The sequence below is a fragment of the Microcoleus sp. N9_A2 genome, from assembly GCF_036701775.1.
GTDB lineage: Bacteria > Cyanobacteriota > Cyanobacteriia > Cyanobacteriales > Microcoleaceae > Microcoleus.
In genome coordinates this window covers 1-14,255 of sequence record NZ_JAUBRH010000098.1, presented here as the reverse complement: position 1 = coordinate 14,255, position 14,255 = coordinate 1, and the positions used below count along the sequence as shown (strand labels likewise).

General features: G+C 45.2%; 7 protein-coding genes and 3 pseudogenes. 7 read left to right on the top strand and 3 right to left on the bottom strand.

Annotation, left to right across the window (positions count from 1 at the left end; translation table 11 throughout):
* The coding region (locus tag QUA44_RS29055; protein ID WP_333256995.1) for a transposase at positions 1-739 on the bottom strand (739 nt) is incomplete at its 3' end.
* A gap of 499 nt (positions 740-1,238) precedes the next feature.
* The gene (locus QUA44_RS29050; protein ID WP_333256992.1) at positions 1,239-2,003 is read right to left on the bottom strand and encodes a Uma2 family endonuclease; all 765 of its coding nucleotides are present in this window, start codon (positions 2,001-2,003) and stop codon (positions 1,239-1,241) included.
* Between the two features lie 111 nt (positions 2,004-2,114).
* Here QUA44_RS29050 and QUA44_RS29045 point away from each other — a divergent pair, with 111 nt between their 5' ends.
* Positions 2,115-2,774, top strand: coding sequence for an HAD family hydrolase (locus QUA44_RS29045; protein ID WP_333256989.1), 660 nt, complete (start codon positions 2,115-2,117; stop codon positions 2,772-2,774).
* 403 nt (positions 2,775-3,177) lie between these two features.
* Positions 3,178-6,519 carry a PAS domain S-box protein gene (locus QUA44_RS29040; protein ID WP_333256987.1) on the top strand — a complete coding sequence of 1,114 codons (3,342 nt, stop codon included), beginning with the start codon at positions 3,178-3,180 and terminating at the stop codon, positions 6,517-6,519.
* Positions 6,520-6,696: 177 nt separating this feature from the next.
* Here QUA44_RS29040 and QUA44_RS29035 read toward each other — a convergent pair whose 3' ends face one another.
* On the bottom strand, positions 6,697-8,874 hold the full coding sequence (locus QUA44_RS29035; RefSeq protein ID WP_333256985.1) for an iron uptake porin: 2,178 nt from the start codon (positions 8,872-8,874) through the stop codon (positions 6,697-6,699).
* Positions 8,875-9,031: 157 nt separating this feature from the next.
* Between QUA44_RS29035 and QUA44_RS29030 the strand changes: the two genes are divergently transcribed.
* The 5 genes and pseudogenes from QUA44_RS29030 to ltrA form a co-directional block, all read left to right on the top strand.
* Positions 9,032-9,763, top strand: coding sequence for a sucrose-phosphate phosphatase (locus QUA44_RS29030; protein WP_333256982.1), 732 nt, complete (start codon positions 9,032-9,034; stop codon positions 9,761-9,763).
* A gap of 553 nt (positions 9,764-10,316) precedes the next feature.
* Positions 10,317-10,679, top strand: coding sequence for a helix-turn-helix domain-containing protein (locus tag QUA44_RS29025; protein WP_445243712.1), 363 nt, complete (start codon positions 10,317-10,319; stop codon positions 10,677-10,679).
* 612 nt (positions 10,680-11,291) lie between these two features.
* A pseudogene (locus tag QUA44_RS29020) lies at positions 11,292-11,492 on the top strand (reverse transcriptase N-terminal domain-containing protein); the annotation flags it as partial.
* Between the two features lie 81 nt (positions 11,493-11,573).
* A pseudogene (locus QUA44_RS29015) lies at positions 11,574-12,569 on the top strand (IS630 family transposase).
* A gap of 6 nt (positions 12,570-12,575) precedes the next feature.
* Positions 12,576-14,206: pseudogene (ltrA, locus tag QUA44_RS29010) on the top strand (group II intron reverse transcriptase/maturase); the annotation flags it as partial.
* Positions 14,207-14,255 lie beyond the last annotated feature (49 nt).

The window sequence follows — 14,255 nt, the reverse complement described above, 5'->3', positions numbered from 1 at the left end:
GGCGTTGAATACGGGATGATGTCTTACTACTTCCTTTTAATTGAGATTGTAGTTGCGCCTTACGCTTGTTGTAGAACTGATTGAGCGATTTCAATGGTCGCCCGTTAATCAGGAGAGGGATAAAACCCGACTGATTTGAAGTTAACGCCACTAAATTATTTAGTCCCAAATCGATACTAGCTACTGCTTCTTTTTGAATCGGTTCGACGGTGGACTCCGGTTCATTATAAATCACCTCAATTACATAGGAATCGCACTTAGGTACCAGTCTGACTTGACAAAGTTGCTCGGGATTTACCTGGGTCTTGATTAAGATATTAGTACCCGAAAGCTTGATGATTCCTTTCTTCAATTGCTTGCTACTAATCGCCTGAATCGTATAGACGAGAATATTCCGTCCTTTAACTTTATCTTTGTACTTTGGTAACTTGGGGCGACCAGTAAATTTCGTTGGCTCAATCTTGTAAGCTTTGAGAGCTTCAAAAAAAGATTTCCAATTTTTGTCCAATATCATCAAGATTTGTTGACTTACCTTGGCGGGCATTGCCTTGTAGGATGGATGAGACTTCATCGAACGGTTCATTTCGTTGTAATTGATATAACCCCATCCATAGACAAAACTCTGACGAATGACGTAGTTAGCGGCATTGTAGAGATTCTTGGATTTAAAAGCTAATTCATCAATCTCAGCGAAACGGTGTTCCGTAGATTTAATGATGTGCCTCTCTGCTAGTTGCATCCAGACTCTCCATTTTTTAACTAGCGCAACAATTTTTTATTTGACTTTCTTGACTAGACCTCTTGCAAAATAATTTTATGCTATAATCAAAGGTTTGGCTTAAGTGGAGCAGATTGCAGGTTATATCAGCACTTGACAATTATGAGTTAGCTCTGGGGTCTCAAACTCAAAACCTTTAATTGTAACATAGATTTTTTTTGCAAGAGGTCTACTATATGATACTACCCTTGTTTATTGATGCTTACAATCTTAATGAAGTTTTATGCTACGCAAATTTCCGATGATAACCGATGAATGTTTATATCGTTTCTGAGGAGGCTGCTAGGCGCTCGGGTTTTTACAGCACATGATATTCCTAGGGACACTGAATTGCCGTGTCCCTACCGGAACCTGCGACTGATGGGAATTTAGATTTTTGATTAAAGAATTGAAGAATTGCCAATGACTTATGAACATCCCAACCCCGATAGTCCTCAGTCATCTCCAATCTAAAATGGTATTACTCGCCTTCTAACTCTCGCAAACGCGCTTCTAAAGCTTGAATTCGCAACTCAGCTTCTATGCGCCTTTGTCGTTCTCGTTCTGCCATTAATTCGGCTTGTTCTGCCCGTTCCTCGGCTGCCGGCAGCAAATTCCCGGAGGCATCCCACCAGCGCAGCCAAGGCAGTTCTACGCCCTGATAAACCCCTTGCCAAATGCCTAATTCCAATCCCATTGGCTCGATTTTGTAATGTCCGCGCTCATTTTGTGGGACTAACTCGAACCTATCCTCTACCAAATGATACACTTCAACTTGTGCCTTTTTGACTTCATAAATGCCGTAAAAAGCAGGTCTAATTATCCGTTCGTAAATCCAGAATTTGCCCTCGCGAGGAGTCCTATCTCTTTCTTCACTGCCATCGCCAGAAACAAATTCAAGTACAATCCGAGGCGGCATTAATTCCTGCCACATGACATAGGAGCGACGAAGATTTCCGTCAAGAGTTGGCGGCACGTCGGGCACGTAAAACCAATCAGGTGCTTCGGCTCCTCTTTCTGGCGGTTCCGGGGGCCGGGCCACTCGCCAGTAAATACCGGAATCTTGACCGATGCAGTATTGTCCGTCGGGATGAATTTGGTCTAAAATCGGTCGGATTGATGTTGTTAACAGGATGCTTTGAGGATGTTCTTGGAAGTTTTTCACAAAAGTACCGTCGGAGTCGGGTAATTGAGTGTGGTCAGGGAAATCAGTTGCTATAATTTCTGGTTTTTCGGTGACACTCATGTTGACCTCTTGAATGTTTAAAGATTATACTTATAATTAGTGACTTAGAGATTAATCATGCTATTAGGTCATTGGAAACCTCCGATTGCTATCTAGAAAAAATTCAGAAATATGAGTAAGTACAAGTTAATTATTTTTGACTTCGACGGCACTTTGGCAATTACTCACAAAGCGATTGTATATTGCTTTACAAAAACTTTTGAAAGTTTCAATATTACCCCGCCTGCTGCTGATACTATTATAGGTACGATCGGCATCAATTTACCAAATACTTTTAAAATCCTCCATCCGGCGATCGAGGAAAGCGCAATTCCCGAATGGGTTGAAACTTACCGCTCTTATTATCGGACGGAAGGTGAAAAGCAGGTAGATTTATTTCCGGGGACAAAGCAACTATTGCAGTTGGCGCGCCAGTCTGGATTGAGCCTGGGAGTTTTCAGCAACAAACACGTTAGTTTTGTGAATTTGTTACTGCAGAAATTGAAAGTTTACAGTTTTTTTGATTTAATTTTAGGTGATAATGGAGAAATGATTATGAAGCCAAACCCGGCGGTTTTTCACTCGATTATTAAACCGCTGTTCCCGGAGTTTGAGAACAGTCAAATTTTAATGGTTGGCGATACAGCGATTGATTTGCTGTTTGCTAAAAATGCTGGGATAGATGTTTGTTGGGCGGCTTACGGATATGGCGATCGCGCTCAGTGTCTCGCCCTAGAACCGACTTTCGCGATCGACGATATTTCGGAACTTGCTGTATTTCTTCAAAATTAATGTTTTCTCGGTTTTTTTCAGAAGAGTTTGAATCATTTAACTAAAAAGTATTTAATTATTTTTTTTTAGTAGAGCCGGATGATGTATTTTTTATTTAATCAAAAAAATAAATGCCCAAACTTGTAAGCTGCCTAAACTCTGCCAAGCAAACCATACCAAAGATAGAGGGATTGCGGGAACAGCTATTATAAATTAACAAGTAGGATTCGTTTGAAGGTAGAAGGCAAAAGGCAGAAGCAAAGAGAAAAAAAACGAGGGAAGCCAGATTTTTTTAGGTAGGATTTACCGCCCAAATTCTGCTTAATAGCCTTCTAACTTCTGCCTGTGGAAAACAGGCAATTCTGTTAAAGTCTAGGGTGTGCTGCCAGTCGGGATCTACAATAAACTCTATTTATAGAAACTCATGCAGATAGATATAAGCATTCCTTCTGAAACGCTATCGCCGACTCGTACTGGCGGCACACCGAATTTAATAGAAGAAGTATTTCGGCTGTACGATCGCGCCCTGGCAGCTACCAGCAACGGCATCACGATCGCAGACGCTACCCGGCCGGACAAGCCCATAGTCTACTGCAACCCGGCTTTCGAGCGGATTACAGGCTACGATCGCAGCGAAATAATCGGGCACAACTGCCGCTTCCTGCAAGGCCCGGATACCGATGGCGCTGCAGTCGATCAAATCCGCGTGGCCCTGAAAGAACAACACGACTGCAAAGTAGTTCTGAAAAACTACCGCAAAGACGGCACCCCCTTCTGGAACGAACTTACCATCTCGCCGGTGCGCGACAGCAGCGGGCTCGTTACCCACTTCATCGGCGTCCAATCTGATATCACCGATCGCTTCCAAGCAGAAGAAGCCCTCAAACAAGCCGAGGCAAAATACCGCAGCATCTTTGAAAACGCCACCGAAGGCATATTTCAAACCGCCCCAGACGGGCGTTACCTCAGCGCCAACCCGGCACTCGCCCGAATGTACGGCTACGATTCCCCGTCAGAACTGATCGCAAAATGTTCGGCAAAAAACCTTTACGCCGATCGCACCCGCCGCGCTTCCTTCATGGCAGAAATCAGCCAAAATGCCTCCCTGAAAGAGTTTGAGTCCTGCGTCCGCCGCCAAGACGGCAGCACTACCTGGATCTCGGAAAACGTGCGCGAAGTCCGCGACGAAGCTGGCGAACTCCTTTACTACGAAGGAACCGTCGCCGAAATCGCCGATCGCAAACAAGCCGAAGCAGCCCTGCGAAATCAAGAATACTGGTTGAAAACCGCGATTAACGCCGTGCCCGACGCGATCAACCTCACAGACAGCGAGGGGCGCTGGCTGATTGCCAACGACTGCGCCCTTCAACTTTTGGGCTGGGAAACCGCAGACTACCAAGGTAAAACTACTGCCGAACTCGCTGCCGCCGCCGATCCGAGAGTCAGAGAAATCCTGCTAACTTGGCAGGAAACCGACGAAACAACCTGGCAAGCAGGCACTCTCACCTCCAGCCGCCAAATTGTCCCCTTGCCCACAGGCGGCAGCAATTTGTTTGAAGTGCGGAAAGTGCCGCTGTTCAACCCCGACGGTTCGCGCAAAGGTTTGGCAGTCGCGGGGCGGGACATCACGCAGGAAGTGGCAGCGGATGCAGCTTTGCGAGACAGCGAACAGCGGTTTCGGGCAATTTTTGAACGCGGTGCGATCGGCATGGTAGTCGCTACCCTCGAAGGTGTTGCGATCGCCACTAACCCGGCATTTCAAGCTATGCTGGGGCGATCGGAAGCCGAACTGCGGGGTATGGGCCTCGACGACTGCGCGCACCCGGAAGACACACAAGTTTCGCGCGAGTTGCGCCAACAGTTGGCCGCGGGATCCCGCGAAGCTTACCAAATCGAGAAGCGCTACCTCCGCCAAGACGGCAGCATCAGGTGGGGACGCCTCAGCGCCTCTGTCATCGACAGCAGTCAGGGAACGCCACAGTTTATTTTGCAAATGGTAGAGGATATTACCGATCGCAAACAAGCCGAGTCAGCTTTGTTCCAAAATGAGGCTAAGTGGCGATCGCTAATTCTCAACAGTTCCGACATCATTACTATTCTTTCCGCCAGCGGTCACATTGTTTACGAAAGCCCTTCTGTAGAAAGAGTTTTGGGCTACGAACCAGAGGAATTCGCCAATCTTATTGCCCTCGATTTCATCCACCCTGACGACATTCCCTCGGTGATTTCCGACGGCGAAAAACTGATGGCAAATCCAGGCGATCCCATCGCCCTAGAAGGTCGGTTCCGGCGCGCTGACGGTTCTTGGTGTTTTCTCGAAGGCGTGGGCATTAACTTGCTAGCAGACCCCACTGTGAGGGGAATTGTGATCAACTCCCGCGACATGACGGCGCGCAGGCAAGCAGAGTACCGCCTCAGCAAAATCAACGAGTGCTTTTTGGGATTCACCACCGACGCCGCTGAGAACATCCAGCGGCTGACATCCTTAGCCGGCGAGCTTTTGGGCGGAAGCAGCACTATCTACAGTCGCGTCGGTGGCGGTCTGCTGCGCGCGATCGCGACTTGGCAAGCGCCGCCGGACTACCCGCTGGTCGATCGCGCCGAGGGCCACATCTGCACCGACGTATGCAGCAAAGGAAGCGATCGGGCTGTGGCCATTCCTGACTTGCAGAACACGATCTACGCCCAAATCGATCCCGCTGTCATCCGCTACCAACTGCGAAGCTATCTGGGACAAGCAGTGCGGCTGGGCGACAATTACGTGGGTGCGCTGTGCGTCCTGTACACTGAGTCGATCGCGCCCACAGAAGCCGACTGCAAGCTGATCGGAATTATTGCCGGGGCGATCGGAGTTGAGGAAGAACGGGCCGCCGCCGCCGATCGCGACCACCAAAAATCCCAAGAACTCCAAACAGCTTTGCGCGAATTGCAGCAAACTCAAATGCAGTTAGTACAAACCGAAAAAATGTCTTCCCTCGGACAGGTGCTAGCAGGAATTGCCCACGAAATTAACAACCCAGTTGGCTTTGTGGCGGGCAACCTCTGCCACGTCCGAGGCTACGTTTTAGACTTATTAGAAATCGTGCAAGTCTATCAAGAAGAGTACCCAAATCCCCCAGCAAAACTTCAGCAACAAGCCGAAGATATAGACTTAGAATTTCTAGCAGAAGACCTGCCAAAATTGCTCAATTCGATGCAGACCGGATGCGAGCGAATTGTAGAAATTATTCAAACTCTTCGCAATTTCTCGCGGGCGGACGAAGCGAAAATCAAAACTGCCGACATTCACGAAGGTTTAGAAAGTACCTTGTTAATGTTGAACAGCCGACTGAAAGCCAAACCCAACTGGCAGGGCATTAAAGTGATTAAAGAATACGGAGAGCTGCCACAAATCAACTGTCATCCCGGACAGTTAAATCAGGTATTTATGAATGTATTGGCCAATGCGATGGACGCCTTGGAAGAAAGCAGCAGCAAAGAAAAAAACACCGCTGATTCTAGCTTTCCTACGATCGCAATTAAAACTGAAACGATTGATAACAAGAGCATTTGCATTCGGATTAAAGACAACGGTCCTGGCATTCCCGAAGATAATATTGTGCGTTTGTTTGACCCATTTTTTACCACAAAACCCGTAGGTAAAGGCACAGGTTTGGGTTTATCAATTTCGCACCAAATAGTCGTTGAAAAACACAACGGCAAATTGCAGTGCCTCTCGGAACCCGGTAAAGGTACTGAATTTATCATCGAAATTCCAATTAAGTAGAAGGAGTCAGGAAAAAGGAACAGTCCGATATCTACAAACCGGGTTGATCCAAAAAAAAACCGGTTTATTTTGGCTGCAACGTGGGTATCTTGTATGGTGCGTCGCTACCATATTTTCTATTTTAATTGCAGATTGGAGGGTAGCGACGCACCCTACGGTATCTACTTATGCTGGGAATTAAAAACTAAACTGAGTCCGCAAATTGCCCACAAAAATTGTCTGGTTATTATCGAAATTATTGGCATTGCCGATCGCATAAAATGCTGGCACGATCGAAACATGGTCGGTGATAGGAAAATAATAAGTTGCCTCAATTTCGTACTGCGTGCCGCCATTCCCTCCGCCAGAAACCAGAAACCTCCGACCGCCAGTAAAGTCAAAAGGTACTAAATATGATACCGTAAGCAAAGCTCCTTCTTTGAACAAATCGGGAAAGGCAACTCCTAACTGATAAGATTGATTTTTGATCGTGCCGTCGGGTCGGTTAGTCTTGGGAAATATATTGGTTTCGGCGTAGCCGTAGCGGCCGAAAAGACCAAAGCGGCGAGCGACTAACCAATCGAAATTGAAACTATAAGTATTCGCAGTCGCATTCCCCAGGCGGCCACCAAAACCGTCATCTGCCACACCGTTTAACGGCTTGCTGTTAGGAGATCCAATTAAGCCGCCGATTTGCTGGATGTTTGAACGGCTGTACAAAAAGCGCAAATTAGTCCGGTCGCTCGGACTGAAGGTTAATTCTGCTGTAGTCGTATTTGTCCCACCAAACAAGCCTTGAGACGGATTGGAAGCGGAATTAAACACGGAAGTTGGCAAAAATTCTGTACTCTCGCCCAAATAGCCAAAACGCAGTTTCAATGCGCGGGCGATATCCCACAAAACCAAAGCACCGGCACCGCGTCGGGTAGCGCTTAACAAAGGGCTGTTGTTAGAATTAAAGCTGCTCGCACCGTCTACGAAAAAGTTAAACCTATTGTTGTCAAAGTAGCGGTAGAAATTAATCCTCGGCCCGACTACTACTTGGAAGCGGTTGCTAAGCGGGAACCGATAGGAAAGTTCTCGCAGGGTAACTTCATTGGGATTCACCCCAGCAGTCTGGTCGAGAAAAGGAGTGCCGAATGTATTGAAAAAACCCGTTGAAGTATACTGGTTGGCTGGGGAATTGCCGTTACCTACCGCTAGCTGTGTAATCAATTCGTCTTTCCCTGTAAAGGAAGTAGTGAGAGTCAACCAAACTAACTGACTGAAAGTGATTTCTGGATCGTCCACTCTCTGCACAATTGGTCTGTTGGTGACAGGATCGCGTCCGGCTACTCGATCGAGCGGAGCAGCATTTCCATTTGTTGCTTCAACTCTGACTCGATCGCCCGCAAAAGCTCCAGTCAGGTTAAACCAAGCAAATCCGTTGAGTTTAGTAGTAGTTGAAAATTGGTTGGCTTCTAATTCGGCAGTGCGGGCTTCTAAAGCATCTACTCGACCGCGCAATGTAGCTAATTCTGCCGCAAATTCTTCTTGCAATCTTTGCAAAGCAAGTAAATCTTCTCGCTTGACTAAATTACCAGTAGAACCGCCAAGTTGTTTGGTAATTTGGTCTAAGCAAGCGTTTAACCCGGCGGCGAATTCATACCGAGTCATTGCCCGATTCCCTCGGAATGTGCCGTCTGGATATCCCGCAATGCAGCCGTATCTTTCTACTAGGGATTGCAAGGCTTGAAAAGCCCAATCTGTCGGCCGCACGTCGGAGAGTTGGGAAACAGAAGTGACTTGTGCTGCGTCTTCTTGTATGCTGAGGTCATCAGCGGTGCCCGTCTCGCTGCTGATGTCGGCAACTTTGCCGGCTTCAGCAACGTTTTGAGACTGAGGAGAGTTTGCAATTTCTAACTTCTGTGGAGGCAATTCGCTAATTGCCTCCGTTATTTCTGGGGTTGTTGTTGGACGATCGACTGTTGCTGCATCTTGTTTGGGTAAAGCACGATCGACTATTGCTGCATCTGTGTCGGGTAAAGCGCGATTCACCCATGCTGCATCTGTGTCGGGTAAAACGGGATTCACCCATGCTGTATCTGTGTCGGGTAAAGCGCGATTCACCCATGCTGCATCTGTGTCGGGTAAAGCACGATCGACTGCGGAGTTAGTCTCTGTGGTAATCGCCGCTAACTGCGGTATCTCAATCTTACCTGCTGCCTGCGCTGCGTCTGGGGTAGCCGTAGGGACGGCACTCGCTTCTAGCGCAACTTCTGGAGTTGAGGTATCCTGAATTTGAGCTGTTGCTGCGATCGGCGCCAAAGGCACTGCTGCACCAGAAATCAAGAAAGACAGCCAAAAAGCTTTAACGGAGGTTGCATTATTCACCATAAAACTCACACCACTTGTTGAAAATTTAATTTTGCCAATCTTAAACGATAAGTTTGCTTATAAATGTGTTTTGTTTAACAAATTCTTATAAATAGTTAAAAGAATTTTAGGAAGCCCTCGATTCCAGATCACTGATGACTACTGACTAATTCCCAAAATGAAGTTTTTATTAGTTACAGATTTAGACAACACGCTAGTCGGAGATGACGCAGCAACTCAAGTTTTCAACCAGCGCTTGCAATCACAGCGATCGCAAATTTGTTTGGTTTACGCTACCGGGCGTTCTCATGCTTCAACTTGCGAATTAATTGCCCAAAAGCACCTGCTAGCACCAGACTATTTGATCGCAGGTGTAGGCAGCGAAATTTACCAAGACGGAATCCTCGACTTAGATTGGGCAGAGTATCTTTCTCAAGACTGGGATAAAATGGCGATCGCCTCTTTAGCTCAGCAGTTTTCCCAGCTTAAACCCCAATCCCTAAAAGAACAAAATCCTTGGAAAATCAGTTATAGTCTGGAGCCAGCAGCAGAAAATAGCTCGACTGTCCAGGCTTTGCAGCAAAAGTTAACTGAATCGGGACTGCCAGCTCAAATCATTTTTAGCAGCAATCGCGATGTGGATATTTTACCGCAAACTAGCAATAAAGGCCATGCCCTTACTTATTTACAAAAGCGCCTACAAATTCCATCTGAAGCAACATTAGTTTGCGGTGATTCTGGCAACGATATCAGTATGTTTGAACAAGATGTTCGGGGAGTAATCGTCGCTAACGCTATGTCCGAACTCTTGGCATGGCATCGCGAATGCGGCACTAAACATCATTATTTAGCTGGTTCTGCTTGCGCTTGGGGAATCATGGAAGGAATGGCATATTTTTGGGAATTTTGATTGCTTAAAATCCGTTTTGTAGTGATGACTAAAGCCCTCATAAAAATCAAAGAACTGAAGTCCTCCCTATAAACGCACCCTAAGCACCCCAAGTCCTCCAAACCGTTAAAATCTGTTCAGGAATCTCAACCGCGTATCGATCGAACCTGCGAGTTGCGATACTATCAGCGTGTACTGCTTTATACAACATAGTGGAACTGAACTTTAGCTAAACAGACGGGAATCCCCACACGCTTGTCGCTTCGATTAGTGTGGGATGAAAGGCGCGGTGAGGAGAGGATTCCACCCGTCAACCAATTCAAAACAATGTTTTGAGCGGTGGGCGGGTGGATGACGAGACGAACAAATTATTTTATTCGACTTTTTTCAACACACCTTTTTAAACATTTCTGTCGCCAGTTGAGATTTGGCAATAAAAATTAACACTCTTAGGTAGAAACCTCGCTGATTGTATGAATAAAATATTCACTCATGAACTTGACATCAAGTAACGCATTCAACTATATTAACAGTAATTGATAAGTAGCGACTGCAATCAAACATTCACCGCTTCATGAAAACTTCTTACCAGTATCGATTACGTCCAACAAAATTACAAGCCATTGAGATTGACAGATGGTTGTCAATGTTATGTGCACAGTACAACTATTTGTTGGCAGATCGATTCAACTGGTACGAACAAAACCGTTGTTCCGTCAATGCGTGTCCGCTAGTTTGCTACTTACCGGAACTGCGAGACAATCCAGATTACTACACCCAGAAAAAAACATTACCTCAACTCAAGAAAACTCATCCTTGGTATGCCGAGATTTATTCTCAAGTCCTCCAAGATGCAGTTAAGCGAGTTAAGGTAACGTTTGATCGTTTTTTAAAAGGTGATGTCAGTGGAAAGCGTAGCGTGCGATTCGTTGGCTAGAAACTCAAGTCCGATAAGGGTTTGAGAGGATTAGCCGCATAATATCAGTCTATCTTATTGACTGAAACATATGACAACTGAGTGAACCATGAGGGTGAGAATCCCTCCCCTGTAGATGCCAGGTGAAAGCACACAGAACATGGATAAAAACCATGTCCCCTACGGTAGAGACTAGCCATCAATCCGTAAAGCGGGGGTGAAAGCCTTTCAACACTTCCAGTCCAGGATAGTGAGGGGCAAGCAAAGAATCCATGAGTAAAGCATTACGCCTGAATCCACGACTGAACCATCATTATTCCGAACCAGCAAAAAGGACTGATTAGCTGGAACCAAAAGGTAAAGGATAAGAGGTTGGCGTTTACTACGGCGACCAACAGCATCTCGATATAAACCTGGTGGACAGTGGAACTCTAAAGATTCATAGTATGGACACTTGGAACGAAATAACCCCCTCATAAGCTCTCTTCGAGGTCGAATATACCAAGAGTAAGTGCTAACCGGATGCTACGAGTGGGAAGGATTGAGTCAGAAGCAAACGCCTTGTTGTAATGACAAGGATAGGCTGACAGACTCACGGTGATCAGGAATGAATAGTCTCAAGTAGTAGTGTATATGTCTAATACGCTGAACAATCAGACGGTGGAATGAAACAAGGTTGACTGGCGCAAGCTAGAAATCCGAGTTTATAAGCTTCAAAAGAGAATATTCAGAGCCTCTAGTCGTGGTGATGTTAAAGCAGTTCGCAGACTCCAAAAGACTTTGATGAGGTCTTGGTCAGGGAAGATGCTGGCGGTGCGTCGTGTGACACAAGATAAGTAGCTCAACAAAATTAATTACACAAATCAACTAATATGATATACTGAAAATATCAAGTTGTATTCAAAGGAATTTTATATGTTTTTACTTCGATATATCAATCCACTTTCCTTGAAATTGCTAAACCGAATTTATCGCGAAAGCAGACATCATCAAGTGCGTCAAAGAGCACAATTTTTAATTTTGGTTTCACAAAATATCAAAAATGAAAATTTGATGAAAATCTTTAAAGTTAGTTATAAGACCATGTATAACTGGTTGAATCGATGGGAAAATGAGGGAATGCTTGGATTATATAATAAACCAGGTAGAGGCAGAAAAGAAACATTTAATTCCGCACAATCAGATCAAATTAAGGACTGGGTAAAATTACAACCAAAACAATTAAAGCAAGTAGTACAAAAAATTAAAGAAGAATGGTGTATTAATACAAGTACGGAAACAATTAAGAGAATAATTAAAAAAAAATATGAGTTGGCATAGGATGCGTCGAGGTGTTGGCGGCAAGCTGGACCCCATAGAATACAAGGAAAAAAAAGAAAAATTGTCAGAATTAAAACAATTAGAAGATGAGGGAAAAATTGATTTATACTATTTGGATTAATCCGGATTTTGTGGCATTCCTTGTGTCCCTTATGGATGGCAAGATATTGGTAAATATTTGTCAATTGATAGTCGTAGAACTAAGCGTTTAAATGTCTTGGGAATCATGAATCGGCAAAACACTCTTCATGCTTATGTTTCAGAGCAGACTATTAATTCTGATGTAATCATAGCCTGCATAGATACTTTCTTTGCTGTGGTGGAGCGGCCAACAGTTATTGTAGTAGATCAAGCTTCTATTCATACTCTTCATGCCATTTTCGAGAAAATTGAAGAATGGAAAAAACGCGGTTTAACTATATTTGAATTGCCGACTTATTCACCTGAATTGAATTTAATTGAGATTTTGTGGCGTTTATAAAATATCAATGGCTCGAAATAGATGCCTACTCTAGCTGGCAATCTCTTGTTTCATCTGTAGAAAAAATTTTTAAAGAATTTGGAGATAATTATGTAATTAATTTTGCTTAACTACTTAACCAAGGCAAGAAAACAGCCGGAGTAGACGGAGTTAAATCACTCTCGCCCGTCCAAAGGCTGGCACTGGTGAAAAAACTTGAGCTAAAGGGGAAGGCTAAACCTACCCGTAGGGTATGGATAGATAAACCAGGGACAGACGAAAAACGTCCCCTTGGTATTCCCACGATATACGACAGGGCGCTTCAGGCGTTAGTAAAACTAGCACTTGAACCGGAGTGGGAAGCACGATTTGAACCCAACTCCTACGGATTCCGACCTGGACGGTCATGCCATGATGCAATCGGGGCAATTTTTGGTGCGATTAAGCAAAAAGCTAAGTATGTGCTGGATGCTGACATTGCTAAATGCTTCGACAGAATTAATCACGGGGAACTTCTCAAAAAGCTAAACACATTCCCAACATTAAAACGCCAAATAGGAGCATGGCTCAAATCAGGAGTGATGGACGGCAAACAGTTATTCCCCACATCTGAGGGTACGCCACAAGGCGGGGTCATTTCTCCGCTATTGGCAAATATTGCCCTTCACGGGATGGAAGAACGGATTAAGCAGATGGCAGAAACTCTGCCAGGTAAAAAACGAGACAATCGCAACTCCCTAAGCCTAATCCGCTACGCCGATGACTTCGTGATATTGCACGAAGACATAACCGTTGTCCAAAGATGTAAAGAGATAATCTCCGAGTGGTTAAATGGCATGGGTTTAGAATTGAAGCCAAGTAAAACACGCCTTGTCCACACTTTAAGAAGACATGAAGGACAGGGCGCTGGATTCAACTTGCTGGGATTCAACATCAGACAGTATCCAGCGGGAAAATATAACACAGGTTGTAATACCAATGGAAAACCACTTGGATTCAAGACACTCATCAAACCCAGCCAAGAAAAAGTCAAGGTACATTATGACCGGATTGCAAAAAAATAGAACAGAATAAGGCAGCCTCCCAAGCTGCACTCATAGCCCAAATGAACCCCATCATCAGAGGGTGGGCTAATTATTACAGCACCCTAGTCAGCAAGGAGATATTCTCCAGAACTGACAGTCAAATGTTTCAAAAACTAAAAAGCTGGGGAAAATACCGCCACCAGAACAAGTCGGGTTATTGGATATCCAGTAAATATTGGCAAACCATAGGCGGAGATAACTGGGTATTCGCAACCAGGCAAGAAGGTGAAAACCCACTGCGGTTACTAAAACATAGCGCCACTGAAATAGTGCGCCATGTAAAAGTTAAAGGCGATGCCAGTCCTTATGATGGCAACCTAGTTTATTGGAGTACAAGAATGGGGCAAAACCCTGAAGTACCTAAGACGGTGGCAACACTGCTGAAGAAACAAAAAGGGAAATGTACCCACTGCGGATTACATCTCACAGAACAATCGGTGATGGAAGTTGACCACATCATTCCTAAGTCGAAAGGCGGAAAGAATGAGTATAAAAATATGCAATTACTTCACCGTCATTGCCACGACGAAAAGACAACCAGAGATGGGAGTCTCGGTACAAAATCTGGCTGCAATAGCGCCAAGCCTATACCCATCAAATTGGGTAACAGAGGTATCAACGACAATGACCTTAACACAGAGGAGCCGGATGAGGTGAAGCGCGACGTGCAAAGTCGCATTTGATGAGTAGAGAGCCGTCTCTCTCTGGGGTACTTCTCCTCAGTCCTCGTGT